26 protein-coding genes are annotated in these 25,748 nt (G+C 64.9%); 5 read left to right on the top strand and 21 right to left on the bottom strand.

Features of this window, described 5'->3' with window-relative positions; genetic code table 11:
* Positions 1-10: 10 nt before the first annotated feature.
* Positions 11-1,381 carry a replication-associated recombination protein A gene (locus GNZ21_RS12200; RefSeq protein ID WP_188503650.1) on the top strand — a complete coding sequence of 457 codons (1,371 nt, stop codon included), beginning with the start codon at positions 11-13 and terminating at the stop codon, positions 1,379-1,381.
* A 91-nt stretch (positions 1,382-1,472) separates the two neighbouring features.
* On the opposite strand, the gene qcrB is transcribed toward GNZ21_RS12200, so the two are convergent.
* Genes qcrB through ctaE form a run of 4 tightly spaced genes read right to left on the bottom strand, consistent with a single transcriptional unit; the run spans position 1,473 to position 5,862 of the window.
* Positions 1,473-3,203 carry a cytochrome bc1 complex cytochrome b subunit gene (gene qcrB / locus GNZ21_RS12205; RefSeq protein WP_157324738.1) on the bottom strand — a complete coding sequence of 577 codons (1,731 nt, stop codon included), beginning with the start codon at positions 3,201-3,203 and terminating at the stop codon, positions 1,473-1,475.
* Positions 3,200-4,297, bottom strand: a complete 1,098-nt coding sequence (gene qcrA / locus GNZ21_RS12210) for a cytochrome bc1 complex Rieske iron-sulfur subunit (RefSeq protein ID WP_157324739.1) — start codon at positions 4,295-4,297, stop codon at positions 3,200-3,202. Before qcrA ends, qcrB begins: the two co-directional genes overlap by 4 nt.
* A gap of 59 nt (positions 4,298-4,356) precedes the next feature.
* Entirely contained in the window at positions 4,357-5,154 is a 798-nt protein-coding gene (gene qcrC / locus GNZ21_RS12215) for a cytochrome bc1 complex diheme cytochrome c subunit (RefSeq protein WP_188503651.1), read from the bottom strand.
* A 60-nt stretch (positions 5,155-5,214) separates the two neighbouring features.
* Positions 5,215-5,862: an aa3-type cytochrome oxidase subunit III gene (gene ctaE, locus GNZ21_RS12220; RefSeq protein ID WP_373868429.1), complete on the bottom strand. Its 648-nt coding sequence runs from the start codon at positions 5,860-5,862 to the stop codon at positions 5,215-5,217.
* A 204-nt stretch (positions 5,863-6,066) separates the two neighbouring features.
* On the opposite strand from ctaE, the gene trpD reads away from it, so the two are divergent.
* A complete protein-coding gene (gene trpD / locus GNZ21_RS12225) occupies positions 6,067-7,113 on the top strand; it encodes an anthranilate phosphoribosyltransferase (protein ID WP_198346023.1) in 1,047 nt (348 codons plus the stop codon).
* Here the strand turns inward: trpD and def are convergent.
* The 5 genes from def to GNZ21_RS12250 form a co-directional block, all read right to left on the bottom strand.
* Positions 7,095-7,682 (bottom strand): peptide deformylase, encoded by a 588-nt coding sequence (gene def, locus GNZ21_RS12230; protein WP_157324741.1) that lies wholly within the window; start codon positions 7,680-7,682, stop codon positions 7,095-7,097. The genes trpD and def overlap by 19 nt on opposite strands.
* Before the next feature lie 70 nt (positions 7,683-7,752).
* The gene (gene ctaF, locus GNZ21_RS12235) at positions 7,753-8,154 is read right to left on the bottom strand and encodes an aa3-type cytochrome oxidase subunit IV (protein WP_157324743.1); all 402 of its coding nucleotides are present in this window, start codon (positions 8,152-8,154) and stop codon (positions 7,753-7,755) included.
* A gap of 2 nt (positions 8,155-8,156) precedes the next feature.
* Positions 8,157-9,881 (bottom strand): aa3-type cytochrome oxidase subunit I, encoded by a 1,725-nt coding sequence (ctaD, locus tag GNZ21_RS12240; RefSeq protein WP_157324745.1) that lies wholly within the window; start codon positions 9,879-9,881, stop codon positions 8,157-8,159.
* A 2-nt stretch (positions 9,882-9,883) separates the two neighbouring features.
* Entirely contained in the window at positions 9,884-10,798 is a 915-nt protein-coding gene (gene ctaC, locus GNZ21_RS12245) for an aa3-type cytochrome oxidase subunit II (protein WP_229659493.1), read from the bottom strand.
* A 240-nt stretch (positions 10,799-11,038) separates the two neighbouring features.
* A complete protein-coding gene (locus GNZ21_RS12250) occupies positions 11,039-11,434 on the bottom strand; it encodes a HesB/IscA family protein (protein WP_157324748.1) in 396 nt (131 codons plus the stop codon).
* 119 nt (positions 11,435-11,553) lie between these two features.
* Here GNZ21_RS12250 and GNZ21_RS12255 point away from each other — a divergent pair, with 119 nt between their 5' ends.
* Positions 11,554-12,177, top strand: a complete 624-nt coding sequence (locus GNZ21_RS12255) for a DUF3043 domain-containing protein (RefSeq protein WP_229659494.1) — start codon at positions 11,554-11,556, stop codon at positions 12,175-12,177.
* 94 nt (positions 12,178-12,271) lie between these two features.
* Here GNZ21_RS12255 and GNZ21_RS12260 read toward each other — a convergent pair whose 3' ends face one another.
* Positions 12,272-13,378, bottom strand: coding sequence for a quinone-dependent dihydroorotate dehydrogenase (locus GNZ21_RS12260; RefSeq protein WP_157324751.1), 1,107 nt, complete (start codon positions 13,376-13,378; stop codon positions 12,272-12,274).
* 44 nt (positions 13,379-13,422) lie between these two features.
* Here GNZ21_RS12260 and GNZ21_RS12265 point away from each other — a divergent pair, with 44 nt between their 5' ends.
* Positions 13,423-14,430: an alpha/beta hydrolase gene (locus tag GNZ21_RS12265; protein WP_157324753.1), complete on the top strand. Its 1,008-nt coding sequence runs from the start codon at positions 13,423-13,425 to the stop codon at positions 14,428-14,430.
* Here GNZ21_RS12265 and GNZ21_RS12270 read toward each other — a convergent pair.
* The 11 genes from GNZ21_RS12270 to hrcA all read right to left on the bottom strand — a co-directional run bounded on the left by GNZ21_RS12270 (position 14,412) and on the right by hrcA (position 24,615).
* Entirely contained in the window at positions 14,412-15,227 is an 816-nt protein-coding gene (locus GNZ21_RS12270; RefSeq protein WP_188503653.1) for an isoprenyl transferase, read from the bottom strand. The genes GNZ21_RS12265 and GNZ21_RS12270 overlap by 19 nt on opposite strands.
* An 83-nt stretch (positions 15,228-15,310) precedes the next feature.
* Entirely contained in the window at positions 15,311-16,060 is a 750-nt protein-coding gene (gene recO / locus GNZ21_RS12275; protein WP_157324755.1) for a DNA repair protein RecO, read from the bottom strand.
* A 25-nt stretch (positions 16,061-16,085) separates the two neighbouring features.
* Positions 16,086-17,831 carry a 2-isopropylmalate synthase gene (leuA, locus tag GNZ21_RS12280; RefSeq protein ID WP_157324759.1) on the bottom strand — a complete coding sequence of 582 codons (1,746 nt, stop codon included), beginning with the start codon at positions 17,829-17,831 and terminating at the stop codon, positions 16,086-16,088.
* 242 nt (positions 17,832-18,073) lie between these two features.
* Positions 18,074-18,751 carry a hypothetical protein gene (locus tag GNZ21_RS12285; RefSeq protein WP_157324761.1) on the bottom strand — a complete coding sequence of 226 codons (678 nt, stop codon included), beginning with the start codon at positions 18,749-18,751 and terminating at the stop codon, positions 18,074-18,076.
* The gene (locus GNZ21_RS12290) at positions 18,748-18,924 is read right to left on the bottom strand and encodes a hypothetical protein (protein ID WP_157324764.1); all 177 of its coding nucleotides are present in this window, start codon (positions 18,922-18,924) and stop codon (positions 18,748-18,750) included. Before GNZ21_RS12290 ends, GNZ21_RS12285 begins: the two co-directional genes overlap by 4 nt.
* A 36-nt stretch (positions 18,925-18,960) precedes the next feature.
* Positions 18,961-19,920: a GTPase Era gene (gene era / locus GNZ21_RS12295; RefSeq protein WP_157324766.1), complete on the bottom strand. Its 960-nt coding sequence runs from the start codon at positions 19,918-19,920 to the stop codon at positions 18,961-18,963.
* Positions 19,921-19,995: 75 nt separating this feature from the next.
* Complete coding sequence (ybeY, locus tag GNZ21_RS12300; protein WP_157324769.1) at positions 19,996-20,520, bottom strand: rRNA maturation RNase YbeY; 525 nt, start codon at positions 20,518-20,520, stop codon at positions 19,996-19,998.
* Positions 20,517-21,536: a PhoH family protein gene (locus tag GNZ21_RS12305; RefSeq protein WP_373868430.1), complete on the bottom strand. Its 1,020-nt coding sequence runs from the start codon at positions 21,534-21,536 to the stop codon at positions 20,517-20,519. The genes ybeY and GNZ21_RS12305 overlap by 4 nt, the downstream gene beginning before the upstream one ends.
* Before the next feature lie 134 nt (positions 21,537-21,670).
* Entirely contained in the window at positions 21,671-22,432 is a 762-nt protein-coding gene (locus tag GNZ21_RS12310) for a 16S rRNA (uracil(1498)-N(3))-methyltransferase (protein ID WP_188503654.1), read from the bottom strand.
* A gap of 13 nt (positions 22,433-22,445) precedes the next feature.
* Positions 22,446-23,570 (bottom strand): molecular chaperone DnaJ, encoded by a 1,125-nt coding sequence (dnaJ, locus tag GNZ21_RS12315; protein WP_157324771.1) that lies wholly within the window; start codon positions 23,568-23,570, stop codon positions 22,446-22,448.
* A 13-nt stretch (positions 23,571-23,583) separates the two neighbouring features.
* The gene (hrcA, locus tag GNZ21_RS12320; RefSeq protein ID WP_229659495.1) at positions 23,584-24,615 is read right to left on the bottom strand and encodes a heat-inducible transcriptional repressor HrcA; all 1,032 of its coding nucleotides are present in this window, start codon (positions 24,613-24,615) and stop codon (positions 23,584-23,586) included.
* A 200-nt stretch (positions 24,616-24,815) separates the two neighbouring features.
* Here hrcA and GNZ21_RS12325 point away from each other — a divergent pair, with 200 nt between their 5' ends.
* Positions 24,816-25,688 (top strand): DUF3097 family protein, encoded by an 873-nt coding sequence (locus tag GNZ21_RS12325; RefSeq protein ID WP_157324773.1) that lies wholly within the window; start codon positions 24,816-24,818, stop codon positions 25,686-25,688.
* Positions 25,689-25,748: the final 60 nt, after the last annotated feature.

The following is a 25,748-nucleotide window of genomic DNA, read 5'->3' on the forward strand; positions in this document are numbered from 1 at the left end:
GCTGGAATCTGTGAGCGATCTCTTCTCCGCACCTGGGACAGATGACGACGACGCCCCCTCACCAGAACCGGCGGAGGGGCGGCGTCGTCATACTCCCCTAGCAGTCCGAATGCGGCCCCGCTCCCTGGACGAGGTGGTAGGCCAGCAGCATCTGCTCAAAGAAGGCTCCCCGCTGCGGGTACTGACCCAGGGCACCACCGGTCCGGCCGGGCCCAGCTCGGTGATTCTCTACGGCCCGCCTGGTACCGGCAAGACCACTATCGCCCATGTGATCGCCCGGGGCGGCACCCGGAAATTCGTGGAGCTCTCTGCGATCCGGGCCGGGGTGAAAGATGTCCGGCAGGTGATGGACCGGGCCCTGGAGGACAGGGATCTGCGGGGTTTGACCACTGTGCTGTTTCTGGATGAGATTCACCGGTTCAACAAAGCGCAGCAGGATGCTCTGCTGCCCGGGGTGGAGAACGGCTGGGTGATCCTGGTGGCGGCAACCACCGAGAACCCCAGCTTCAGTGTGGTCGCCCCGCTGCTCTCGCGTTCGCTGCTGCTGACCCTGACCTCGCTGAGCCGGGAGGATCTGGAAGGCCTGGTGGACCGGGCTTTGACCGAGGAGCGCGGGCTGGCTGGCCAGTTCTCCTTGGAGGATGCCGCCCGGGACCATATTCTGCGGGTAGGCGGCGGGGACGCTCGGCGAGTGCTGACCACTCTCGAGGCGGCTGCCGCAGTCGCTGCTGGCCGGGGCGCTGAGACCATCACCGCGGCTGATGCTGAGCAGGCGGCCGACTACGCGGTGCAGCGTTATGACAAGGATGGCGACCAGCACTATGACATCATCTCGGCCTTCATCAAATCCCTACGGGGCTCGGACGTGGATGCAGCCCTGCACTATCTGGCGCGGATGATCGTCGCCGGGGAGGACCCCAGATTCATCGCCCGCAGGCTGGTGATCGCCGCCAGCGAGGAAGTGGCGATGGCTGATCCCACCGCCCTGCAGACGGCAGTGGCCGCGGCACAGGCTGTGCAGCTGATCGGGATGCCCGAGGGGCGGATCATCCTGGCCCAGGCCACCGTACATATCGCCACCGCGCCGAAGTCCAATGCCAGCTATAAGGCGCTGGATGCCGCGATCGCTGACGTACGCGCCGGCAAGGGGGCCCCGGTGCCAGCGCATCTGCGTGATGCCCACTACAAGGGTGCGCAGCGGCTTGGGCACGGTCAGAACTATGTCTACGCCCACGACCAGCCGCACCATGTGGCCGCCCAACAGTATGCCCCTGATGATCTGCTCGGCGTGGACTACTACTCCCCCACCCAGAACGGGAACGAGCGCGCGGTGGCGGAGCGGCTAGTCCGGCTGCGCCAGATCATCCGCGGCACAGACTGAGACGGAAAACAGCGGCGCTCCATCCTCGGAAGAGGACAGAGCGCCGTCATTACTATTCAATTCTGTGCGGTCTGCACCGCACCGGACCAGCTCAGTGCCCGGTGCCGGGGCCGATCTCCCCGCGGGACTGAGCTGCCTCGAGGCCTTCGGTGTGCTCGCCGTGACCGTGGTGCTCCAGGGCCTCCAGGTACTCCTCGCGGGAGACCGGCTCCACACGGTCCTCGAACCACATCCGGTTGAGCCGGGAACGGAACTTCTCCATCGCGGTGACCTTACCCTTGGCGTTGGGCCGGGGACCGCTCGGCGCAGCCGCCTCGTAGGAGACCAGGCTCCAGAGCTCGTACTCGCTGGGCAGCTTGTGCTTCTCGCTGAAGCCGCCCTCTGGGCTGACCTCGATCACACCGGCCTCATGTCCGTGCAGTGCCACCTCGCGGTCCTTGCGCTGCAGCGCCAGGCAGATGCGCTTGGTAAGGATATAGGCGATCACCGGGCCCAGGAAGAACAGCACTCTGGACCAATAGGTGATGTCGTTGAGACTGAGACCGAAGTGGGTGGCGATCAGGTCGTTGGAGCCCATTCCCCACATGATGAGGTAGTTGGTCATCACTGCCACGCCGAAGGCGGTGCGGGTGGGGGCATTGCGGGGACGGTCCAGCAGGTGGTGTTCCTTCTTGTCCCCGGTGATCCACGCCTCGATCCAGGGCCAGATGAACAGGCCCAGGAAGATCAATGCCACCGGGATCATCGGGATCAGCACCGGCAGGGCCAGGGAATTGCCGCCCCAGGGGGTGGGAATGACCCACTCTAGGGAGAAGTCCCCGATATAGCCGGGCATCAGGCGCAGCACGCCCTCGAAGGGTCCGATGTACCAGTCCGGCTGGGCACCGGCCTGCACCGGTGAGGGATCATAGGGGCCGTAGTTCCACAGTGCGTTGATCTGGAAGGTTCCGGCGATCAGGCACAGGATGCCCATCACGATGAAAAAGAACCCGCCGGCCTTGGCCGCGTACACCGGTCCCACCGGGTAGCCCACCACGTTGCGCTCAGTACGGCCAGGCCCCGGGTACTGGGTGTGCTTATGGGTGACCACCATGAACAGGTGGACAGCGATCAGGATCAGGATCAGTGCCGGAAGGATGAAAATGTGGAGAGTGTAAAGCCTCGGGATGACCTCGTTGCCGGGGAACTCGCCGCCGAAGAGGAAGAAGCTGATGTAGGTGCCGACCACCGGGATGGCCTTGAGCATGCCGTCAATGATGCGCAGACCGTTACCGGAGAGCACCTCATCCGGCAGTGAGTATCCGGTGAACCCGGCGCCCAGGCCGAGGATCAGCAGCGCGCAGCCCACCACCCAGTTCAGTTCACGCGGTTTGCGGAAGGCGCCGGTGAAGAACACGCGCAGCATATGCACGCTCATCGCCAGAATAAACAGCAGTGCACCCCAGTGGTGAAGCTGGCGCATGAACAGCCCGCCACGTACATCGAAGCTGAGCTCCAGTGCAGTCGCGTAGGCCATGGACATCTCCAGGCCCTGCAGCGGCGCGTAGGACCCTGAGTAACGGGTGGTAGCCATGGACGGGTCGAACCAGAAGGTCAGGAACGCCCCGGAGAGCACGGTGATGATGAAGCTGTACAGCGCCACCTCGCCGAACATGAAGGTCCAGTGATCCGGGAACACTTTGCGCCCGAACTCGCGGATCATGCCGGTGCCGCCTACGCGGGTGTCCACGTAGTTGGCGATTCGGCCCGTGCGGGTCTTCGGCTGGTACTGGTCAACCTCGAGGTACTGGGCCTCAGTGTACTTTTCTTTGGAGGCACTCATGATTTGGGATAGTCACCTTCCGGATCGGTGTGGCCGCGCTCCCAGTAGGTGGGGCCCACAGGTTCGGTGAAGTCGCTTGTTGCGATCAGGAAGCCTTCCTCGTCCACTGAGATAGGCAGCTGCGGCAGCGGCCGGCCGGCGGGGCCGAAGACTACTTTGAAGTTCTCCGCGGCGTCGAAGGTGGACTGGTGGCACGGGCAGAGCAGGTGATGGGTGTGCCGCTCGTAGAGGGCAACCGGGCAGCCTACGTGGGTGCAGACCTTGGAGCAGGCGATGATGCCCTCGTGGGTCCAGTCCTCGCGTCCGGGAATCTGATCGCCGAAGTCATCGGGGTGCAGGCGCATCAGCAGCACCACGGACTTGGCCTTCTCGGAGAGCCGGGCACCGTGGCCGGGGATCTCACGCAGCGTCTCCGGGATCACATGCATAGCTGAGCCGATGGTGAGGTCGGAGGCCCGGATGGGGGTGCCCACCGGGTCCCGGACCAGCCTCACGCCTTCGCCCCAGAGGGTGTGGCGCATCCGCTCCACGCCGAAGTCCTCACTGCGGTCCAGATCCCGGAACAGCACCAGAGCAGGCAGCGGCGCGAGCAGAGCAGCAGCGATCAAGGTATTGCGCAGCAGCGGGCGGCGCTTGATCTGGGTCTCGTCGATGACCTCGGTGACGATCTGCTCGGCCTCCTGCCGGTGCGCCTCGGTGCGCAGCGGCTTGCGGTCCTCGATCACCTCGTGGTCCGGCATCAGGGTCTTGGCCCAATGCACTACGCCCAGACCGATGCCCAGCATCGCCAGGGCGGAGCCCACTCCGAGGAGCGTGTTCTGTACCCGCAGTGCGCTCATGCCCTCGAAGTAGTCATCGAAGGAGTCCATCCGGCCCACTGCGAAGTAGCCGATGAAGAAGAGCACCGTGCCGATGATGGAGATGAAGAACAGCACCGACACCTGGCGCTCACTGCGCTTGGCGTACTTCTCGTCAACATCGGCCAATCGGGGGCGGTGCGGCGGCAGGCCAGGGTTGTCGATGGCGTAGCCGCCCGACTCCCCCTCGCCGGTGGTGACGACGGCGCCGGTATCGCCGTTACCGTGCTCGGCCATATGGTTCGTGTCCTTTGCTATGTCTCAAGTGCTTCTTGGGTGCGTGTGGGTGCCTGGGATCAGGACGATCTGGAGGTCAACCAGACCATGGAGCCGATCAGCAGCGCCAGGCCCAGAGTCCAGATGAGCAGTCCCTCAGAAACCGGGCCCAAATAGCCCAGTGAGAATCCGCCTGGCGATCCCTGTTGCTCGTATGTCTTCAGGAAGGCGATGATGTCGCGCTTGTCCTCCGGGGGGATGTTCGCGTCGTTGAACACCGGCATGTTCTGGGGTCCGGTGGTCATTGCGGTGTAGATGTGAACCGCTTCCACTCCGTGCAGGCTGGGGGCGTACTTGCCTTCAGTGAGCGCGCCGCCGGCGCCGGCCGCGTTGTGGCACATGGCGCAGTTGATACGGAAGAGTTCACCGCCGCGGGCCGGATCACCCTGGTCCACGTCGAGCCACTCATCGTCCGGAACGGCTGGGCCTGCGCCCAGGGAGGCCACATAGGCGGCCAGCTGGGTGGTCTGTTCATCATTGAACTGCGGCGGCTTCTGCTGGGCCTGGGGGCCCTGCATCTGCATGGGCATACGCCCGGTGCCGACCTGGAACTCCACCGAGGCGGCGCCTACACCGACCAGCGAGGGGCCGGCGTCAGTTCCCTCCGCGTTCATTCCGTGGCAGGTGGCGCAGTTGGCTACGAAGAGGCGTTCGCCCTCGTCAACCTGGTCGGCGCTGTAGCCGTCGGGAACGTTGGAGGCCTGGGCCTGGTTCACCGTGGTCGCGGCGGCGTAGAGCCCGCCGGTGAGCAGCAGACCCAGGAGGAGCAGCGCCACAAACGCGAACGGGTGGCGGCGCTTCTGGGAGAGAGCCTTCACTTCAGCCGGTTCCTTTTCTTCTCGGTGCGGTGTGCAAGCTTGGGTGGGGGCGTCGTCGTGCTAGACGAGCAGGGGCAGAATGTAGACAATGCCGAACAGGGCGATCCAGACCACGTCCACAAAGTGCCAGTAGTAGGAGACCACCACTGCGGCATGGGCCTCCCGGGCGGAGAACTTCACGCTGAAATAGGCGCGTGCGATGACGTAGAGGAAGGCAAAGAGCCCGCCGATCACGTGCAGACCGTGGAAGCCGGTGGTGATGTAGAAGGCTGAACCGAAGGCATTGGCCTGGATGGACACGCCATGCGAGACCAGCACTGCGAACTCATAGGACTGCCCGGCAATGAAGATAGCACCCAGGATGAACGAGAGGATGTACCACTCGACCATCCCCCATGACTTCACACTCAACATCCCGCCGGTGCGGCGCGGCTGGTGACGCTCGGCGGCGAAGACGCCGAACTGAGCGGTGAAGGAGCTGGCCACCAGGATCACAGTGATGATGCCGGCCAGCAGGATGTCAAGCTCCTGGCTGTACACGGCCCACATCTCGCCCTGGGTGGAGCGCAGAGTGAAGAACATGGCGAAGAGTCCGGCAAAGAACATCAGCTCGCTGGTCAGCCAGACCATAGTTCCTACGGAAACCATGTCGGGCCGGTTCGGCAGCGTGCGTGCCGGTGCTGCGGGGGCTTGGGTTGCAGACGTCACAGAGACATTATGTCCTGAAATCGAGTCGGTTTGCATACGCCGATGGTGGTGTGGCGCGTTGCCGCAATCGGCATGCTTCCGCTGTTCCCGCGTGTTTCCTGGGATCGGCCGATGGTGGGGGTGATGAAAGTTGCACAAATATTTCTACAAGCCGTAGTAAAAGTCACTCCGCGGGGCAGCTCCATGGTGGCTATTGTGGTCTGCATGAGCACTGAAGAGATGACGTGGGCGGAACTGTTGGAGACCCTGCTGGCTGGGGAGAGCCTCAGCGCGGAAACCTCCGCCTGGGCAATGGACCGGCTGATGAGCGGAGAACTGAATGAGGGACAGATCGCCGGCTTTCTGGTTGCTCTTCGCGCCAAAGGCGAGACTGGCCCGGAACTGCTGGGGCTCTCGGAATCGATGATGGCCAAAGCGGTCCCGCTCAGCATCCCCGGCCCGGCGCTAGACATCGTGGGGACCGGAGGCGACCGGCTTGGCACGGTGAACATCTCCACTATGAGCTCGCTGGTGGCGGTGGGCACCGGTGCTCGGGTGGTTAAGCACGGCAACCGTGGTGCCTCCACCACCGCGGGGGCCGCAGATGTCATTGAAGCGCTGGGCGTGGATCTTGCCCTGCCTGCGGAACGGGTGGCGGCAGCGGCTGAGCAGGTGGGGATCACCTTCCTGTTCGCCCAGCAGTTCCACCCGGCGATGAAGCACGTGATGGGCGCAAGGAGAGCTTTGGGGGTGCGCACCGTCTTCAACTTCCTGGGGCCGATCTCCAATCCAGCCCGGCCCGAGGCCCAGGCCCTGGGATGCGCCAGTATGGAGCTGGCCCCTCAGATGGCCCAGACCCTCGCCGTACGTGGTACCCGTGCTCTGGTCTTCCGCGGTCAGGACGGCCGGGATAAGATCACCACCTCTGCGGCCACGGACATTTGGGAGGTCCGTGACGGTGCAGTTACTCATACCGAGCTGCGGCCCGCTGATGTAGGGCTGCCTGAGGTGGCAGTGAACGATTTGCGCGGCGGCACCGCCGAGCACAATGCTCAGGTGCTGCGCAGTGTGCTCTCCGGCGCGCCGGGGCCGGTACGTGATGCGGTACTGCTTAACGCCGCCGGCGGTCTGGTGGCGCTGGATGAGGAGGCTGAGGACGCCGACCTGGTCAGCCGGCTCCGCAGCAAGATGGAGTTGGCGGCCGAGTCCATTGACTCAGGTGCCGCGGCTGGGGTGCTGCAGAACTGGGTGGACTACTCCTCGCCCTCGTGACCGAAGGGATCTGGGTCCACACCGGGCAGCCAGGAGTTGCCGGGTTCCCTCCAACCTTCCCGCTTGACCACCTTCTTCCAGCGCTTGGCGTAGCGATCATTGAGCCGGTTGACGTAGAGATAGCCCTCCAGGTGGTCGTACTCGTGCTGCAGGATGCGCGCGAACCATCCGGTGGCCTCAAAGCTCAGCGGCTGCCCTTCAGCGTCAAACCCGGTGATCTCCACATGGTCACTGCGTTTGAGCGGGAAGCTGTATCCGGGGGCGGAGAGGCACCCTTCGAGTTCGTTCTCGGGGTCTGGGGCCTCCTGGGAGACTCGGCCGATCAGTCGGAGCCGCGGGTTGATGATCACTCCCCTGTTGGGTGCAGCGCCGGTCTCCGGGTACTTCCAGTTGAAGATGCGCAGTCCCACCCCGATCTGGGGCGCCGCCAGTCCCACGCCGTGCGAAGCTTCAAGCGTCTCGTCCATATCAGAGATCAGGGTGCGGATCTGCTGGTCAATGGTCTCCACCTCGGCGGCGCGCCGGTGCAGAACGGGCTCTCCGTGGATAACGATGGGGTGTACGGCCATAGCGGCTTATCCTATCGGGCACGGCGAAGCCCGCCGCAGGTCACTGCGACGGGCCGCGCACAGAAGTGTGTCAGTGGGCGTAAGTCTTGCGATTACCCTCCATCACCCAGCCGGTGATGAAGAACGCCGCGGGGATGCAGGCAATGAGGAATACCCACCAGTCGATAGCCATCCCGAAGAACAGGAATGCCAGGGTGAATCCCAGACCCAGCGGCCACCAGCTCCATGGGTAGAACTGGCCGTAGTTACCGGCCATATCTGCGATCTCGCCATCTGCATTATCGCCGTCGAGCACCTCGTGGTTCTTGTCCACTGACCGCAGGTACCACCAGAGCATGAAGCCCAAGCCGGCAGTGCACAGCAGGGCAGGGAACCCGGCGAGCTCGTTGAAGCCAGTGAGGAACCCGTAGATGAAGGCAACCACCAGAATAAAGACTCCGATGCCGCCGAAGAGGACACTATTGGTACGCACGCTCAGATACCTGCCTTGTCTTTCTGATCAGCGGGGCCGAACACCTTGCCTGCCGGAGCGTGCAGGCTGTGCCGCTCGGAGAGCTCCGGATGGTGGAGGTCCAGGGCGGGCCGCTCGGAGCGAATCCGCGGCAGCGAGTGGAAGTTGTGCCGCGGGGGCGGGCAGCTGGTGGCCCACTCCAGGGAGCCGCCAAAGCCCCAGGGATCGTCCACCAGGACCTTCTTGCCCTTGCGGTGGGTGATCCATACGTTCCAGAAGAACGGGATGAGGCTGGCGCCCAGCAGCATCGAGAACACCGTGGAGAACTGGTTCATCGCGGTGAAGCCGTCCTCGACCATGTAGTCGGCATAGCGCCGCGGCATACCCATCACGCCCAACCAGTGCTGGATCATGAAGGTGCCGTGGAAGCCGATGAACAGCATCCAGAAGCTGATCTTGCCCAGGCGCTCATTGAGCATCTTGCCTGTCCACTTGGGCCACCAGAAGTAGAATCCGGCGAACATTCCGAACACCACGGTGCCGAAGACCACATAGTGGAAGTGCGCCACCACGAAGTAGGTGTCGGACAGCTGGAAGTCCAACGGCGGGGAGGCCAGGATGATTCCGGTCAGACCACCGAAGAGGAAGGTCACCAGGAAGCCCAGGCTCCACAGCATCGGCGTTTCGAAGGTGATCGATCCTCGCCACATCGTGCCGATCCAGTTGAAGAACTTCACTCCGGTGGGCACCGCGATGAGCATGGTCATCAGCGCGAAGAACGGCAGCATCACAGCACCAGTGACGTACATGTGGTGCGCCCACACGGTCACCGACAGGGCAGCGATGGCGATCGTGGCATAGACCAGGCCCTTGTACCCGAAGATCGGTTTGCGGCTGAACACTGGGAGGATCTCGGAGATGATGCCGAAGAACGGCAGCGCGATGATGTACACCTCAGGGTGTCCGAAGAACCAGAAGAGGTGCTGCCAGAGGATGGCACCCCCGGACTCCGGGTCAAAGATGTGCCCGCCGAAGCGGCGGTCCAGGCCCAGGCCGAACAGGGCTGCAGCCAGCGGCGGGAAGGCCATCAGCACCAGGATCGAGGTGATCAGCGTGTTCCAGGTGAAGATCGGCATCCGCCACATGGTCATTCCGGGGGCGCGCATGCAGATGATGGTGGTGATGAAGTTGATACCGCCAAAAATGGTGCCGAACCCGGTCAGCGCCAGGCCGAAGACCCATAGGTCTCCACCCACCCCTGGCGAGTATGTGGTGTCAGACAGCGGGGCATAGGCGAACCAGCCGAAGGAGGCCGCCCCCTGCGGGGTCAGGAATCCGGCCACTGCCACCAGTGAGCCGAAGAGGAACAACCAGAAGGCCAGGGCATTCAACCGTGGGAATGCCACATCCGGTGCACCGATCTGCAGCGGCATGATCACATTGGCAAAGCCGGCGAAGAGCGGGGTGGCGAACATCAGCAGCATCACTGTGCCGTGCATGGTGAACAGCTGGTTGTACTGCTCCTTAGTCTGCAGGAACTGCATCCCCGGCTCGAACAGCTCGGCACGGATGATCAGTGCCATCACGCCACCGAGGCAGAAGAACAGGAAGGAGGTGATCAGGTACATGTACCCGATGGTCTTGTGGTCGGTGGTGGTGAGCCAGTTGACCACAATCCTGCCCTTGGAGACCGGCACAGCCCGGGAGACCTCGCGGGAGTCGTCGGCAGAGTACTCCATGGTCGTCATCGTCAGTTAGTCCCTCCGGGGAAGTCCTCAGCCTCACGCAGGCTGTCGGAGTCGTGCAGGTTCGGATTGCGGTTGTATTCGTCACCCATGTGACCCTCGTCCAGGGTCTCCAGGTACTCGACGAACTCCTCAGGCTCCACCACTTCAACGTTGAACAGCATCTCTGAGTGGTACTCGCCGCAGAGCTCGGCACATTTGCCGTCGAAGCTGCCGGTCTCCTGGGGGTTCAGGTATATGTAGGTGGTCCGGCCGGGGACCATATCGCGCTTCTGCAGGAAGGCCGGCACCCAGAAGGAGTGGATGACATCACGGGACTTCAGCGCAAAAGTGATGTCATGGTCCACCGGGAGGTAGATGGTGGGCAGCGTATCGCGCACGCCCTCTTCACCGGTCAGATGAGCCTGGGTCCCGGTGTCGTGGACCTCGTACTCGGTGCCGTCCTGCGCGGTATAGGTGTAGTTCCAGTCCCAAGCCCACTGCTTGCCGTAGACCTCGATGGTCATATCGGGGTTTTCGTAGGGCTCATCGATCGAGCGCTGCACCTGATCGGTGTAGAAGAAGAACACGGCCACCATGACCAGCGGGACAAGGGTGTACATGATCTCCAGGGGCACGTTATAGGCCAGCTGGCGGGGGTAGCCAGTCTCACCCTTGCGGCGGCGGTAGGCCACCATGCACCAGAGCATCAGCCCCCAGGTGACCACACCCACGGCCAGTGCCGCGATCCAGGAATTCACCCAGAGGCTGGTCACCTCCGCGGTGTTGGAGGTGATGTTCTCATGCTCGCCCGGCAGCCAGCCTCGGCGTGCGGGGTGATCCTCTGCGCAGGCGGTGAGCACCAACAGTGCCACACCGACCAGGGCCAGCGACTTGGCCTTGCGGCCAAACCTGCCGGTCTGCTTCTGCGATGAACTCACAGACGGCCCTTCCTCTTTCACTTGTGGGCGAGTGACTCGCGCACCATCACTTGGGTCTGGACACCGACCATTCAGGCCGGTGTCAGCGACTTCTTTACGCTGGGGATAAGACTACTACGAGTTGTAGAGCACATGGGTGACCACAACACCGCCGTTGCCCGCACAGAAACGCAGAAACCCGCGTCCCTGTGCGGAACGCGGGTCTCAATATGACTTCTACATTACGTAGAAGCGTGGAGTTCAGTGGAAGGAGTCGCCGCAGGCGCAGCTGCCCCCGGCGTTGGGGTTATCGATGGTGAACCCCTGTTTGGAGATGGAGTCCTCAAAGTCAATCTTGGCCCCCTCCAGGTAGGGGACGCTCATCTTGTCCACCACTACCTGCACACCGTCGAACTCGCGCAGGGCATCCCCGTCCAGGATCCGCTCGTCGAAGTAGAGCTGGTAGATCAGTCCGCTGCAGCCGCCAGGCTGCACGGCCACCCGCAGCCGCAGATCGGTGCGGCCCTCCTGCTCCAGCAGGGAGGTCACCTTCTGGCAGGCGGTCTCGGAGAGCTCCACCTGGTGGGTCTTGAAGTCCTCTACCACTGTCCCGCGGATCTCGGTGGTCTCGGCAGTTTCCTGAGTAGCAGTGCTCATGGTCTCCCCTTAATATATGGTCGGCGTCGCAGTGCTCGGTATGCAGGGTATCAACACTGCAACGGGGCAGCTCATTCCCGTGTGACGCGGTGCACCGCAGGCACCAGTACACTGGTTCGGTGCTTGGTTTCAAGAAGAAGAGTCAGAACGGGATCACTCAGGCAGAGACTGCCGCGGCTCGCGAGGCCGCTGAGGCTGAGCCGGTGCAGCCTAAGAAGAGCCTCCCGCAGAAGAAGGGCGCCCCGACGCCCAGGCGGAAGGATCAGGAGGCTGCCCGCCGCCGCCCTCTGGTGCACAACGACCGCAAGGCCGCACGTGAGGCGCAGAAGAAGGCGATGGCTGAGCAACGGGCCAAAATGCGCCAGGCTATGGAGACCGGTGAGGAGAAGTACCTCCCCGTCCGCGACCGCGGCCCCCAGAAGCGCTGGGTCCGCGACTATGTGGACGCCCGCTTCGGCATCGGCGAGTGGCTGCTGATCATCATGCTGGTGTTCCTCTTCGCCTCCTTCATGATGCCGCTCGAGGTTCGCGGCATGGTCACTTACTTCATGTTCCTGCTGATGATCGCCGTCTTTGTGGAGCTTTTCTGGGTGGGCCGCAAGGTGCGGAAGGGCCTGGCCGCCAAATACGGGCCGGAGAACGTGGAGAAGGGTGTGCGGTTCTACGGGGCGATGCGAGCCCTGCAGATGCGCCGCCTGCGCCTGCCCAAGCCCCTGGTTAAGCGCGGCGAGTTCCCGGGTTAGCGGTGCTGGTCCCGCGGGCGGGAAACCCCGCCGCGCTATGGTCGCCGTGACCGGCGACTTCAGGTCCTAAAGTCGCCGAGCGCAGGCACTCCGCTCACACGCTGCCTCGCTTCGCTCGCAGCTGAGCCATTAGCTTCAGCAGCTCGCGGTTGATCCGGCGGGCCCACATCGGACCCTGGTAGATGAACGCCGTATAGCCCTGGACCAGATCTGCGCCTAGTTCCAGCCTCTGGGCTACATCCTCGGCGCTGACCACGCCGCCCACCGAGATGACGACGACGCCCTCCGGGAGCCGTTCACGCAGCCTGCCGAGCACCTCCTTGGAGCGCTGCGCCAGCACCGGGCCGCTGAGCCCGCCAGCACCGGCTACCGACACCTTGGCCGCAGGGGTTTCAAGCCCTTCCCGCGAGATCGTGGTGTTGGTGGCGATCACCCCGTCCAGCCCCAGTTCGGTGACCAGATCGGCCACCGCATCAATATCCTCGTCTGCCAGATCCGGGGCAATCTTGACCAGTAGGGGCACATGGCTGCCCGCGGCGGCGTCGGCCTCTGTCTGAACCGCCCGCAGCAGCGGGCGCAGCGAGGCGATCTCCTGAAGCTGTCGCAGCCCAGGGGTGTTGGGACTGGATACGTTGACTACCAGATAGTCGGCCAGCGGGGCCAGTGTGCGGGTGGAGGTCAGGTAGTCCTCCACTGCGCCTTCCAGGGGCACGATCTTGGTCTTGCCGATGTTCACCCCGATCACAGGAGCGTGCCGGCCGGCTTCGCGCAGCCGCTGGACCTTTTGCCGGGTGCGCTCCAGTCTCCGTCGCACCGCAGCGGCACCATCATTGTTGAAGCCCATCCGATTAATCAGCGCCTGGTCAGCCAGCAGGCGGAACAGCCGCGGCCTGGGGTTGCCCGGCTGCGCCTTGGCCGTCACCGTGCCGATCTCGATATGGCCAAAGCCCAGGCTGCCCAGCGGCAGCACAGCGGAAGCCCCCTTGTCGAAGCCTGCGGCCAGGCCGAACGGCGAGGGGAACTTTTGACCCAGAACCTGCACCGCCAGCTGCTCCTCCGGGCGGGTGAGCGATTCGAGGATCCGCCCAGCCCCGAGCCGGTGGGCGGCGCGCAGCCCGCGCGTCACCAGGTGGTGGGCCTGCTCCGGATCCATCCGGGAGAAGACAGTGCGGAAGGCCAGGCTGTAGAGCGGAGCAGACATGCCCCCGATCCTATCGGCATCGGAACGCCCATTAGACTGGACTGATGGATGTGCTTCACAGTCTGACCACCGAGCTGCTGGAAGATTCGGCGCCCGGGGAGTGGGTGCCCGACTATCTGGACGGGTGCTCTCGGATGACGCTGCCGCTGGAGGAGGACTTCGAGGGGCCGCTGTGCGCCACGCTGGTGCGCCTGGACCAGAAGCCGGCTGCCCAGCAGCTGGCCCCGGTGCTGCAGATCCACGGGTGGAGCGACTACTTCTACAACCTGGCCCTCGCCCGGGACTGGGCTGAGCGTGGGCACCGCTTCTACGCCCTGGACCTGCGCAAGTACGGGCGAAGCCTGCGGGCCCACCAGACTCCGGGCCATATCGAAGACCTGGCAGAGTACGACGCCGAGATCAACGCCGCCTGTGCCCAGATCGCCCAGGAGAACCCCGGCTCTCCTCCCCCGGTGGTGGCCGGGCACTCCACCGGCGGGCTGGTAGCTGCTCTGTGGGCTGAGCGGCACCCGGAGCAGCTCTCCGGCCTGGTGCTGAACTCTCCCTGGCTCGAGCTGCCGGGGCACTCCCCCGCGCGCGCCGCCGCCGAGGGGATCGTCACTCCACTGACCCGGGTCAACCCGACGGCCACGCTGAAGGTGCCGCGGCTGGAGAACTACTGGGAGTCCCTCTCGGATGAAGCCCATGGGGAATGGCAGCTGCATCCGCTGTGGCGGCCGCGGAAGTCATTCCCGATGACCCTGGGCTGGCTCAAGGCGGTCTTTGCCGGCCACCGCCGGGTCTACCAGGGCCTGGATATGGACATCCCGGTGCTGGTGCTGCTCTCGGCTAAGACCGTCTACCGGGCCCAGTGGACCCCTGAGTACCAGGAGAACGACGGGGTGCTGGACGTGGAGCTGCTGGCCCGCCGCGCCCCTAAGCTGGGCCGAAGTGTGACCATTGTGCGGATCCCCAAGGCGATGCATGATGTCTTCGCCTCGGCGGAGCCGGTGCGCAGCACAGCCTTCCGGGAGACCAGCCGCTGGTTGCGCGGCTATGTGGACGGGGTCTGAACCTTATCGACAGCGGCGCCGTATCGGCGGTCCCGCTTGGCGTAGATCTCTATCGCCTCCCAGAGCGTGGTGCGGTCCACATCGGGCCAGAGCGTGTCCAAGAACACGAGCTCGGCATAGGCGGACTGCCAGAGCAGGAAGTTGCTGATCCGCTGCTCCCCCGATGAGCGCAGGAACAGGTCCACCTCTGGTGCATCGGGCTGGTTCAGATGCGCAGCGATAGTGGATTCACGGATGTGCTTGGGGTTGAGCTGCCCGGCGGCGGAGCGCTCGGCGATGCTGCGCACCGCATCGGTGATCTCGGCGCGCCCACCATAGTTGACGCACATGGTCAGGGTGGCCCGGGTATTGTGCTTGGTCAGTTCCTCGGCGGCCTGCAGCTCTTTGATCACGGAGCGCCAGAGCCTGGGCCGCCGTCCGTTCCAACGGATCCGCACTCCCCAGGAGTTGAGCACATCACGCTGCCGGCGCAGAACATCGCGGGAGTAGCTCATGATGAAGCGGACCTCCTCCGGGGAGCGCTTCCAGTTCTCCGTGGAAAACCCGTAGACGCTGACATGCTCCACACCAGCCTCGATGGCACCTGCCATGACTTCCATCAGGCTGTGCTCGCCCGCCCGGTGCCCCTCAGTGCGCGGTAGGCCGCGCTGGTTTGCCCAGCGCCCGTTGCCGTCCATCACCACTGCCACATGCCGCGGGATCAGCTCAGCGGGCAGCGCAGGTGCGGTGGCACCGGTCGGATGCGGCCAGGGGTCCTGGTAGGGGGCGTCGTCGTTGGCGGTTCTGCTGGTGGTCACCCGCTCATTCTGCCAGGCGGTGCGGCTGCGGCATCGCTTCTCGGTGCTCGCGCGGCTGAGCAGAGTGGCCTCGCCTCATCGTTTCAGTGGGCGTAGGCGCGCAGCGAGGTGAGGCGGCGTTCCAGGTGGTGCTGGGCGTAGTCGGTGACCACCTCTACCGCCTGGTGCCGGATATCGGGGGCGGCCTCGGCTGTCTGCTCCCAGTTCCCCTGCTGAAGAGCGTGCAGGAACTCAGGGGTGCCCGCGGGGAGATTCCGGGTCCCGGGTGGCCGGCAGGCTGGGCATACCGGTCCCCCGGCTGAGGCGTGGAAGCCCACATGCGGGCCGGGCTCTCCGCAGCTGACACACACCGACCAGGTGACCGCCCAGCCGGCGGAGCTCAGCGCCCGCAGCAGATAGGAGCCCAACACCAGGTCAGGTGCGTGCACTCCACGGGCCAGGGCTGAGTAGCCGCCGTGCAGCAGATCGAACTGGGAACGATCGGCAGTGTCCGCAGCATCGGTGAGCCGCTCGGCAGCCTCGGCCATCGCTGAGGCCACAGTGTACTTCTCATAGTCGGCGGCAATCATGGTGCCGTAGGCGCTGCGCCCCTGGGCCTGGGTGATGATGTCCAGACTGCGCCCGTGCACCAGCTGCAAGTCTGCCACCATGAAGGGCTCCAGGGTGGCGCCGAACTTCGATGAAGTCCGGCGCACCCCCTTGGCCACCGCACGGACCAGCCCGTGGAAGGCGGTGAGCACCGTGATGATGCGATCGGCCTCGCCCAGTTTTTGGGTGCGCAGCACGATCCCGATGTCTCGGTAGCTGCGCGAGGCGAAGGTGGAACCGGCCATGGACTCAGGCTACGCCGGCCTGGGCTCAGGCATCGCGAAGGGCACGGTTCACCGCGGAGATGACCGCCTGCAGGGAGGCCAGAGTGGTGTTGAAGTCGATGCCCACACCCCAGAGCACCCGCTCACCGATGGCCAGCTCCACAAAGCTGGCCGCCTGGGCGTCGCCGCCGGAGCTCATGGCGTGTTCGGTGTAGTCCAGCAGCCGCACATCCACGCCCTCTGCCGCCAGGATCTTCAGCAAGGCGTCGATAGGCCCGTTGCCGGCGCCGGTGATCTTGCGCAGGCTGCCATCCACCTGCAGCTCCAAGTCCATGGAGAACCCGCCATCAGCAGTGGAGGAGGTCTCCACTGTGCCCAGGCGGTAGTAGCCCCACTGCTGGTCGCCCTCCGAAGCAGGCAGATACTCGTCCTGGAACATCCGCCAGATCTCGGCCGGGGTGACCTCCCCACCCTGGGTGTCTGCCCGGCGCTGGATAACCCCGGAGAACTCAATCTGGGCCCGGCGAGGCAGCTCAATGCCGCGCTCAGCCTTCAGCACATAGGAGACCCCGCCCTTGCCGGACTGGGAATTGACCCGGATCACCGCCTCATAGCTGCGGCCGATGTCCTTGGGGTCGATCGGCAGATACGGCACCGCCCAGGTGATCTCATCGCGGTCCCGCCCCAGGTCCGCTGCGCGGGCATCCATATGGGCAAAGCCCTTGTTGATCGCATCCTGGTGGGAGCCGGAGAAGGCGGTGAACACCAGGTCCCCGCCGTAGGGGGAACGCTCCGGTACCGGCATCTGGTTGCAGTGCTCCACAGTGCGGCGGATCTCGTCCATGTTCCGGAAATCGATCTGAGGGTCCACACCCTGGCTGAACAGGTTCATGCCGAGGGTCACCAGGTCTACGTTGCCGGTGCGCTCACCGTTGCCGAACAGGCACCCTTCGATCCGGTCTGCGCCGGCCTTATAGCCCAGCTCCGCTGCAGCCACGCCAGTGCCGCGGTCATTATGCGGGTGCAGGCTCAGGATGATCGAATCCCGCGGTGTCAGGTTCCGGTGCATCCACTCAATGGAGTCCGCGTAGACATCCGGGGTGGCCATCTCCACAGTGGCCGGCAGGTTCACGATCACCGGCTTCTCCGGGGTGGCGCCGAAGATCTCCACCACTTCATTGGAGATATGCGCGGCGAAGTCCAACTCGGTGCCGGTGAAGGACTCCGGGCTGTACTGGTAGACGATCTCAGTGTCCGGGTGCTCGGCGTGCAGCTGCTCCTCAAACTTCTTGCACAGCCGGGCGCCGGTGGTGGCGATGTCCACGATCCCGGCCTTGTCCTGCTTAAACACCACCTCACGCTGCAGCACCGAGGTGGAGTTGTAGAGGTGCACAATGGCCCGCGGCGCCCCGGCGATGGCTTCGAAGGTCCGCTCGATCAGATGTTCCCGGGACTGGGTGAGCACCTGGATGTAGACGTCTTCGGGGATTTTGCCCTGTTCGATGAGCTGACGGACAAAGTCGAAGTCGGTCTGGGAGGCTGAGGGGAAACCGACCTCGATCTCTTTGTACCCCATATCCACCAGCAGATCGAACATTCGGTGCTTGCGCTCCGGGCTCATCGGATCGATCAGCGCCTGGTTTCCGTCCCGCAGGTCCACCGCGCACCAGCGGGGTGCCGAGGTGATGTGCTGATCCGGCCAGGTGCGGTCCGGCAGGTGCACGCTGATCTGGTCCTGGAAGGGCAGGTAACGCTGGTAGGGCATCGGGGAAGGCTTCTGCAGAGTACGCATGGTGAAACTTCTTTCAGTCTGGTCAGGAGGGACTCTCAGGCGAGGGCCGAGGGGCGCCGGATCAGATACCGGTGAGACTCCGCAGCAGGGATTCGGCCTCAGGATGCTCCTGCGCCTCAGACGCGCATGAGCTCTTCCCCGCTGCGGCGGAGAAGTAGTAGCTCTAGAAGTGCGCGCTGAATGTTCTGCACACTTCAGAACCTAACACAGATCACGACGGCGCCTACCCACCTTCACATCGGTTACGGCCAGAGCGGGGTGAAGGCCGTCTCGGCCTGGGAATCACGGATCCAGTAGCAGGGGGTTTCCACCTGAACCTGGAACTGTTCCGCACCGGATTCGAGCCGCCCCTGCCACAGCCTGATCTCGAACTCCAGGCCTGAAAGGGCTCCGCGTGCCGCCCAGCTCTGCTCCTCCTCAATGGTGGTCTCCTCCACCTGCCAGGCAGGATCAGCCTGGAGCCGTTCGGCGAACAGTTCAGCAGTCTCCAGCACCTGCTCTGCGCTGATGTCCCTGTCCCACCGTTCTGCGGGGTCCTCGATCCAGGTCAGCCGGCCCTCGATGCGGGAGAACTCGGGGTCGCTGCCCTCCGGAGCGCACTGGGCCCGCCGGAGAAGACCCCGCCGGTTCGGCTCACCGGCTGGCGCCTGAGCGAGAAGTGCCGCCAACTGGGCGGAGGTCTCTTCCCCCGCTGCCTCGAGCTCAGCCTCCCGGAGTTGGGGGTAATCCCGCTGCTGGGCGATCACCCGGGAAGCCTCGAGCTGCTCGTTTGCGCGCTTGCCAGACTGCCAGCTGTCCCAGGCCGGTAATCCCACCCACCAGAACGCAGTGCAACCGCCGAAGGCCAGCATCATGCCCAGAATAAGTCCCGCCCAGAATGCCGGTTTCTTCCATCTGCTCATACTGCTTGTGGTGCTCATGGGGGGCTCAGCGCCTGTTCGAACAAGTTCATCACCCAGAGCACAAACAGCACGCTGATGATCAGCCCCAGGGCACAGCCGAGGGCGATTCCGCTGCGGAAATCAGCGCCTTTCCACCAAGGTGCAGGCTCCCTGGTAGCTTCATCGGCCTCTTGCTTCAGCTGATCGCCCATATCGGCCCCTTTCCCCTCCGGGTCAAACTACCGTGCTCAGAAGCCCAACCGGTTGAGCTTTTTGGGGTCGCGCTGCCATTCCTTGGTGACCTTCACGTGCAGGTCCAGGTAGATCGGGGTGCCCAGCAGGCGGGTGATGCCTTCACGGGCAGCAGCGCCGATCGCCTTCAGCCGGGACCCGCCCTTGCCGATGATGATGCCCTTCTGGGAATCCCTCTCCACATGGATAGTGGCATGCACATCCAGCAGCGGCTTCTCCGCCGGGCGGCCTTCCCGGGGGTTCATCTCCTCCACGGTGACCGCGATGGAGTGCGGCAGCTCCTCGCGGACATCCTCCAGGGCGGCCTCCCGGATGAGCTCAGCCACCATCACCTGCTCAGGCTCATCGGTCAGCTCACCGCTGGGGTAGAGCGGCGGGGAGAGCGGCATCATCGCGGTGAGCTCATCAGCGACCAGGCCCACCTGTTCACCCTCCAGTGCTGAGACCGGAATGATCGCGGCGAATCCCTCTGCCTGCTTGCCCTCTCCGGCCAGGTGCTCACGCCCCAGCTGGTCGACTGCGATGAGCTGCTCCGGCAGGCTCCCGCGGGAGACCTTGTCCGTTTTGGTGACCAGCGCCACCACCGGTTTATGCGGAAGCTTGGTCAGCTGCCCGGCGATGTACTTGTCCCCCGGGCCGATCTTCTCGTCAGCGGGAAGGCAGAAGCCCACTACATCGACCTCGCTGAGGGTATCGATGACCAGGTCGTTGAGCCGGGAGCCCAGCAGAGTCCTGGGACGGTGCAGCCCGGGAGTGTCCACCAGTACCAGCTGGGAGTCGGGCCGGTGCACGATTCCACGGATAGTGTGCCGGGTGGTCTGCGGCTTGGAGCTGGTGATCGCTACCTTCTCCCCCACCAGAGCGTTGGTGAGGGTGGACTTTCCGGCATTGGGCCTGCCCACAAAAGTGGCAAACCCCGCCCGATAGGTGTCGTCGTACTCAGGAAACTCGCTCAAACCTGGACCTCTTCTTGTTCATGACGGCTGTCCTCGGACTCAGCCTCTGTTCCGAGTCACCCAGCAGTGTGATTCTCACGGCAGGTTCTCCTGACCGGCCGCATCTTCGGCGGAATCGGTCTCGGTGGGCACCGGGGCGGGCCGGCCCAGGTACTCCTGGAGGAGCTGGGCCTGCAGGCCGAACATCTGGGCCCGCTCCTGCGGCTGGTCATGGTCATAGCCCAACAGGTGCAGCACCCCGTGGGTGGTGAGCAGGCACAGCTCATCGCTCAGCGAGTGCCCGGCGCTCTCAGCCTGGGCTGCGGCCACGGCGGGACAGATCACGACGTCGCCCAGCATCCCCTCGGTCACCGGGGCGGCCTCAGTGCCGGGGCGCAGCTGGTCCATGGGGAAGCTCATCACATCGGTGGGGCCGGGCAGGTCCATCCAGTCGAGGTGCAGCCGCTCCATCGCGGTCGCATCCACCAGGGTCAGGCCCAGTTCCACCTGTTGACCCAGGTGCAGCCGGGCGTAGAGGAAGGCGACCAGATCGGTCAGCTCGGCGCAGTGCTCTGCGGTGATGAGGTGACTGCCCGAGGCATCGTCGAGGGTCACGGTCATCGCCGCGGCCCACCTCCGCGGCTGTGCTGCTGGTTCTGGTGCTTCTCATAGGCATCGACGATGCGGCCGACCAGTTCGTGGCGCACCACATCCTGGGAGCCGAACCGGGAGATCTCAACATCTTCCACACCGTCGAGAATGTCCAGCACGGTGCGCAGCCCGGAATCGGTGCCGCGCGGGAGGTCCACCTGGGTGATGTCTCCGGTGACCACGATCTTGGAGTTGAAGCCCAGGCGGGTCAAGAACATCTTCATCTGCTCCGCAGTGGTGTTCTGGGCCTCGTCCAGGATGATGAATGAGTCGTTGAGCGTGCGGCCGCGCATATAGGCCAGCGGGGCCACCTCAATGGTCCCGGCGGCCATCAGCTGCGGGATGGACTCCGGTTCGATCATGTCGTAGAGCGCATCGTAGAGCGGGCGCAGATAGGGGTCGATCTTCTCGTTGAGCCCGCCGGGCAAAAAGCCCAGCTTCTCCCCGGCTTCCACTGCTGGGCGGGTGAGGATGATCCGCTTGATCTCCTTGGCCTGCAGCGCCTGCACGGCCTTGGCCATGGCCAGATAGGTCTTGCCGGTGCCGGCCGGGCCGATCCCGAAGATCACTGTGGACTCATCGATGGTATCCACATAGGCCTGCTGGTTGGCGGTCTTGGGGCGGATGGTGCGGCCGCGGTGGGAGAGGATGTTGGTGGTCATCATCCGGGCGCTGGTGGGAGCGTCCTGGGCGCGGACCATACTGGCGATCTGCTCAACCACATCCTCGGTGGCAGTGGTGCCGGAGGCGGCCAGGGTCTTCAGCTGGGTGAGGATCTCCACCATCTGGTTGGTGTCCTCGGCTGCGCCGGAGATGGTGATCAGCTGATCGCGCAGCCCGATCGAGGCCTCAGGATAGAGCCCGGCAAGAATGCGCAGCGCCATATCCTGCACCCCCAGGGTGCGGAACATGGTCTCGGCATCGGCGAAGTGCACTTCGCGCTCAACAGGGGCGGGAGTCAGCGTCTCAGTAATCAGTGGCCTCACAGAAAGTCGGTTTCAGGTGCACCCAATTGTACTCCCCTCATTCTGCCTAGCGTTCTGCACTCCGCATAGGGAAATAACCCCAGGCAAAGCGCAAAGCCCTACGCGGAAATAGATCCCGGTGCGGCCCCGGGCGGTTATGAGTCCCAGCGGCCCAGCAGCAGCTGCACTGCGGCCAGGGCAGCTGGTCCGGCCGTGGAGCTGCGCAGCACATGGGGGCCCAGCCGCGCCGTACGGGCCCCGGCGGCGAGCAGCTGTTCGACCTCGGAATCGGTGATCCCGCCCTCGGGGCCCACCACCAGGTGCAGCTCCTGAGCCTCCTGGACCTCCTCGAGACTCTCCCGCAGCGGCTTCTCCTCGAGCTCGTGGAGCACAATCACGTCCACCCCCTGGTCCCCGCGCACGGCGTGGAGGTATTGGGCTGTGGTGTGCAGGCCGCGGACCTCCGGGATCACAGTGCGGCGGGTCTGCTTGGCCGCTGAGCGGACGGTGTTGACCCATTCGGCGTGCTTCTTGGCCTCGCGCCCGGGTTTCCACCGGGCCACTGAACGCTGTGCCTCCCAGGGGATCACCGCATCCACACCCAGCTCAGTGGCGGACTCCACCGCCTGCAGGTCCCGCTTATCCTTGGCCAGGGCTTGGACCAGCACCAGCTGCGGGCGCAGAGCCGGTTCCAGGGTCAGTTCCTGGACCTCAACGCTGAGCTGTCCGTCACCGGCACTGAGTACGACGCCACCCGCCCTGATGCCGCGGGTGTCGGAGAGCTGGATCTGCTCCCCGGCTGCCAGCCGCATCACTGTGGCCGCGTGGTGGCCCTCGGCGCCGGTGAGTGTCACCACAGTGCCTGCCGCGGCGCCGTCGAGCGCCCCGGGGGCCAGGTGGAACAGCGGTGCGGTCACGGCCGGGCAGTCCTCATACTGATTCCCAGGCCTCGCGGAGCTTGGCGAAGACCCCCTTGTGCTGGGTATGCGACTCGTTGGCCTCCTCGCCGCGCTCCTCGGCCAGCAGGCGCAGCAGCTCCTTCTGCTTATCGGAGAGCTTGGTGGGGGTGGCCACCTTCAGGTGGACCTTGAGATCCCCGCGGCCCATCCCCCGCAGGTGGGACACGCCCTTGCCGCGCAGGGTGATGACCTCCCCGGACTGGGTGCCGGCCTTGACCTCGATCTGCTCCTCACCGTCGAAGGAGTCCAAACTCACGGTGGTGCCCAGCGCTGCGGCCGTCATCGGCACGGTGACCGTTGCGTGCAGATCGTTGCCGCGGCGGGTGAAGACCTCGTGGGGGCGGATATCCACCTCGATGAACAGGTCCCCAGGGGGTCCGCCGGCGATCCCGGCCTCGCCCTCGCCGGCCAGGTGGATGCGGTTGCCGCGGTCCACCCCTGCGGGGATCTTGACCTTCAGAGTCTTGCGCTCCCGGACCCGGCCCTGGCCATCGCACTCCTGGCAGGGGTCCTCGATGATATTGCCGAATCCGGCGCAGCGGGCGCAGGTCTGAGTCTGGATGACCGTGCCCAGGATGGAGCGCATGGGGCGCTGGGTCTGGCCCTGGCCGTGACAGTCCGGGCAGGTGGTGGGGCTGGTGCCCGGGCGCATACAGGATCCGTTGCACTCCGAGCAGGTCACCGCGGTCTCCACCTGGACCTCTTTGGTGGTGCCGAAAACTGCATCGCCCAGGTCGATCCTGACCCGGATCAGCGAATCCTGACCACGCCGGGTGCGGGAGGCGGGGCCGGCAGAGCCGCCACCGCCGAAGAACGTCTCGAAGATGTCACCGAAGCCGCCGAACCCGCCTTGGCCGGCTCCGCCGAAGCCGGAGGGTTTGCCGTCGGGGTCGCCGGTGGCGTCGTAGACCTGGCGCTTCTGCGGGTCGGCGAGCACCTCATAGGCACGGCCAAGCTGCTTGAACTGGTCCTCTGCGTCCTCCGCGGTGTTCACATCCGGGTGCAGCCGGCGGGCCTTCTTGCGGTAGGCCTTCTTGATCTCTTCGGTGGACGCGCTGCGCTCCACGCCCAGCAGCTGGTAGTAGTCAGTTGCCATCAGGTGTCAGTTCTCATCCTTCAGAAAGTATTCGGGACAGGTAACGGGCCATTGCGCGCACTGCCGACATCGTGGCGCCATAGTCCATCCGGGTGGGGCCCACCACGCCGAGCTTGGCGCCGCGGCCGGATTCGCCTGAGGCGTACTCGGCCGCCACCACTGCGGTCTCCTGCAGCGATTCATGGGAGGTCTCCTGGCCGATCCGCACCGAGAGGCCCCGCTGATCCTGCTGCATCTCATGCAGCAGCCGCAGCAGCACCACCTGCTCCTCGAGGGCTTCGAGGATCGGCCCGATGGCTGGTCCCAGATCACCGCCGGACCTAGCGAGGTTAGCAGTCCCGGCCATGATGATGCGATCCACCCGCCCGGACTCCAGGATGCTGGTGACCGCATTGGCCACCACCGCCATAGTGGCCCGCAGGGCCGGCTCCACGGAGCTGATGAGGGTGTCCATCGGGATCGGCAGGGCCGAGGCCGAGCGGTTGTGCAGCTGTTCGGAGAGCTTCTGGCCGATCCGGTGCAGATCCTCCTCGGCAGCCGGCTCGGCCAGGGTGACCATCCGCTGCTCCACCTTGCCGGTGGAGAGGATCAGGATCACCAGCGCCTTCTGCGCCCCCAGCAGGACCACATCGATATGCCGGATCTTCGCCGAGCTGTGCTGCGGGTGCTGGATGACTGCTACCTGGTTAGTGAGCATAGCGAGCAGCCGCACGGTCTGTTCCAGCATCGCCTCGTGGTCATCGGAGGTCTCAGCCAGGATCTCCATGGCCCTGCGCTCCGCTCGGGTCAGCGGACGCACCTCGGAGATTCGGTCCACGAACAGCCGGTATCCCAGGTCGGTGGGGATGCGCCCGGCCGAGGTGTGCGGGGCGGCGATCAGCCCGTCCTCCTCCAGCTGGGCCATGTCATTGCGGATGGTGGCCGGGGAGACCTCCAGGTTGTGACGCTCCACCAGGGCTTTGGAGCCCACCGGTTCCCGGGTGTGGACATAGTCCTCCACGATGGCACGCAGCACCTGCAGCCTGCGGGTGTTGGTATCTGGCACGGCACCTCCTCCAACCGGTTAGCACTCGACGTTTTCGACTGCTAATTCTACGGCCGATTGAGCCTAGTGACGAGCTGCCGCCAGGCGTGTTCGTCCGAGGCGATTGAAGGCAGTGAGTGCGGCAGCGCGAACCCAATGCGGGGCTGCTTGCCATGTCGCAGCACCCAGCAGCAGGCCCGGATTGCTAGGCTCACACCGCTATGAGCGCATCCTTCCCCACAGACTGGAGCTCCTGGGGCGCCCAGGACGTAACAGAACGACGACGCCGTACCCAGCGCACCCTGCCCCAGGTTCCTGCCGCTGTGGGCACCGAGGTGGAGGAGCGCGCCTCCGGGTGGGTGGGCGTCGTCGTGGGTGTGGAGGCCTCCGGAGGGATCAAGCTGGTCAGGCTGCGTGACTATGACGGCACTGAGCGCGCCTTTCCGCTGGGCTTCGGCTTCCTGGTGGAGGGTGAGCCGGTGGAGCTGGTGGCGCCGGCAGCCACCGCCAAGCAGGCCGGGCCGCGGCGGACCGCATCAGGGTCCTTCGCATCTGAGCAGCCCATCCAGGCCCGCACCGCCAGAGCCTCACGGATCTGGGTGGAGGGCACCCATGACGCCGAGCTGGTGGAGAAGGTCTGGGGCGATGACCTGCGCGAGGTGGGGATAGTGGTGGAGCCGCTGCACGGCGCCGATGATCTTGCTACAGCAGTGCGGATGTTCCAGCCCGGCCCGCAGCGCAGGCTCGGGGTGCTGCTGGACCATCTGGTGGCAGGCTCCAAGGAGTCGCGGATTGCTGAGCAGACGATGGCACTGCCCGGGGCAGCCGGCAATGTACTGGTGCTGGGTCACCCCTATGTGGATGTCTGGCAGGCGGTGAAACCTGAACGGGTGGGCCTGAAGGCATGGCCCCATGTTCCCCGCGGCACGGACATCAAAGTGGGTACTCTGCGGGCCCTGGGGCTTCCGGCGGCTAACCAGCGGGACATCGCCCACGGCTGGAAGCAGATCCTCTCCCGGGTGCGCAGCTACACCGATCTGGAGCCGAGCCTGCTGGGCCGGGTGGAGGAGCTCATCGACTTCGTGACGTGTTAGTCCCGGCGGCGGGCGGAGCCCGCTCGCCTCTCGCTCGGCTTCCGCCGAGCTTCACGCCTA

Origin of the sequence: Nesterenkonia alkaliphila (assembly GCF_009758175.1) — a bacterium.
In the GTDB taxonomy this organism is placed as follows: domain Bacteria; phylum Actinomycetota; class Actinomycetes; order Actinomycetales; family Micrococcaceae; genus Nesterenkonia; species Nesterenkonia alkaliphila.

Bases quoted from the DNA above. Each gene is read 5' to 3' on its own strand.
- qcrB (WP_157324738.1), bottom strand. From the start codon at position 3,203: ATGAGTGCCTCCAAAGAAAAGTACACTGAGGCCCAGTACCTCGAGGTT.
- qcrA (WP_157324739.1), bottom strand. From the start codon at position 4,297: ATGGCCGAGCACGGTAACGGCGATACCGGCGCCGTCGTCACCACCGGC.
- trpD (WP_198346023.1), top strand. From the start codon at position 6,067: ATGAGCACTGAAGAGATGACGTGGGCGGAACTGTTGGAGACCCTGCTG.
- def (WP_157324741.1), bottom strand. From the start codon at position 7,682: ATGGCCGTACACCCCATCGTTATCCACGGAGAGCCCGTTCTGCACCGG.
- ctaD (WP_157324745.1), bottom strand. From the start codon at position 9,881: ATGACGACCATGGAGTACTCTGCCGACGACTCCCGCGAGGTCTCCCGG.
- GNZ21_RS12250 (WP_157324748.1), bottom strand. From the start codon at position 11,434: ATGAGCACTGCTACTCAGGAAACTGCCGAGACCACCGAGATCCGCGGG.
- GNZ21_RS12260 (WP_157324751.1), bottom strand. From the start codon at position 13,378: ATGTCTGCTCCGCTCTACAGCCTGGCCTTCCGCACTGTCTTCTCCCGG.
- GNZ21_RS12265 (WP_157324753.1), top strand. From the start codon at position 13,423: ATGGATGTGCTTCACAGTCTGACCACCGAGCTGCTGGAAGATTCGGCG.
- recO (WP_157324755.1), bottom strand. From the start codon at position 16,060: ATGGCCGGTTCCACCTTCGCCTCGCGCAGCTACCGAGACATCGGGATC.
- leuA (WP_157324759.1), bottom strand. From the start codon at position 17,831: ATGCGTACTCTGCAGAAGCCTTCCCCGATGCCCTACCAGCGTTACCTG.
- GNZ21_RS12285 (WP_157324761.1), bottom strand. From the start codon at position 18,751: ATGAGCACCACAAGCAGTATGAGCAGATGGAAGAAACCGGCATTCTGG.
- GNZ21_RS12290 (WP_157324764.1), bottom strand. From the start codon at position 18,924: ATGGGCGATCAGCTGAAGCAAGAGGCCGATGAAGCTACCAGGGAGCCT.
- ybeY (WP_157324769.1), bottom strand. From the start codon at position 20,520: ATGACCGTGACCCTCGACGATGCCTCGGGCAGTCACCTCATCACCGCA.
- dnaJ (WP_157324771.1), bottom strand. From the start codon at position 23,570: ATGGCAACTGACTACTACCAGCTGCTGGGCGTGGAGCGCAGCGCGTCC.
- GNZ21_RS12325 (WP_157324773.1), top strand. From the start codon at position 24,816: ATGAGCGCATCCTTCCCCACAGACTGGAGCTCCTGGGGCGCCCAGGAC.